We start from the raw sequence: 674 nt of genomic DNA, 5'->3' as shown, positions 1-674 counted from the left end.
GCTCTGGGTGTTCGAGGGGTTCACGTCCTATTACGACGATCTGCTGCTGCTGCGTTCCAACGCCATCACGCAGAACGACTACCTGCGCCTGCTGGCCAAGACCATCACCAGCGTGGCGCGCACGCCGGGCCGACACAAGCAGTCGGTGGCGGAAAGCTCCTTCGATGCCTGGACGCGCTATTACAAGCAGGACGAGAACTCACCCAATGCGCTGGTCAGCTACTACACCAAGGGAGCGCTGGTGGCGCTGGGGCTGGACCTGCTGATCCGCCAGGAATCGGCGGGCGCGCATTCGCTGGACGATGTGATGCGCCTGCTGTGGCAGCGCTATGGCCGGGATTTCTACCAGGGCAAGGCGCAGGGACTGCCGGAAGACGGCTTGCCCGCGCTGATAAAGGAAGCGACGGGCGTGGATACGCGGCGGTTCATTGCGCGCCACGCCTATGGCACGGCGGATGTGCCGCTGGCTGAGCTGCTGGCGCCGCAGGGCGTAAAGCTGCAATGGAAGGCTACCGTCAACATTCCTTCGCTGGATGTGCGGACCCGCAAGCAGGGGGAATCCGTGGCGCTGGCAACCGTGCTGGAAGGCGGCGCGGGACACAAGGGCGGGTTGTCGGCCGGGGATGTGCTGGTGGCGATCGACGGGTTGAAGGTCGAGGGGGCTGCGGGGGTGG

General features: G+C 65.4%; 1 pseudogene. It reads left to right on the top strand.

Annotation, left to right across the window (positions count from 1 at the left end):
- Nucleotides 1-674, top strand: a pseudogene (locus KDH83_RS31080) (peptidase M61); the annotation flags it as partial.

Source organism: Achromobacter sp. Marseille-Q0513, assembly GCF_018195695.1.
In the GTDB taxonomy this organism is placed as follows: domain Bacteria; phylum Pseudomonadota; class Gammaproteobacteria; order Burkholderiales; family Burkholderiaceae_B; genus Achromobacter.
Note: the sequence above shows the minus strand (reverse complement) of the source record. Positions and strands in the feature narration are given on the sequence as shown.